General features: G+C 79.0%; 1 pseudogene. It reads left to right on the plus strand.

Going from position 1 to position 300, the window contains the following annotated elements:
* Positions 1-102 precede the first annotated feature (102 nt).
* Positions 103-300, plus strand: a pseudogene (locus KN815_RS49810) (hypothetical protein); the annotation flags it as partial.

Genomic DNA, 300 nt, shown 5'->3' on the forward strand with positions numbered 1-300 from the left:
GACAGCGGCCCCACCACCCCCGCCCGTTCCCCATTCCCCGCTCCTCGATTCCCGCTTCCGACCGTCCCGTCCGACCTCCGACACCTCCGGGAGGACCACCCCGTGACCGCACGACCGCCGTCCGGCCAGCACCCGTCCGACAAGGGACCGGGCCACCCACCCGCCGCCCCCGGCGTCACAACCGGCCCGGCGGCCCCGGCAGTTCCCCCGACCTTCCTCCCCGGCCGCACCCATCCGCGGCCCGAGCCCGCCACCGCGCACCCGGGCCCCGAGCCCGTCCGGCCGGGCGAGAGCGCGGAC

Origin of the sequence: Streptomyces niphimycinicus, from assembly GCF_018883605.1 — a bacterium.
Classification (GTDB): domain Bacteria; phylum Actinomycetota; class Actinomycetes; order Streptomycetales; family Streptomycetaceae; genus Streptomyces; species Streptomyces niphimycinicus.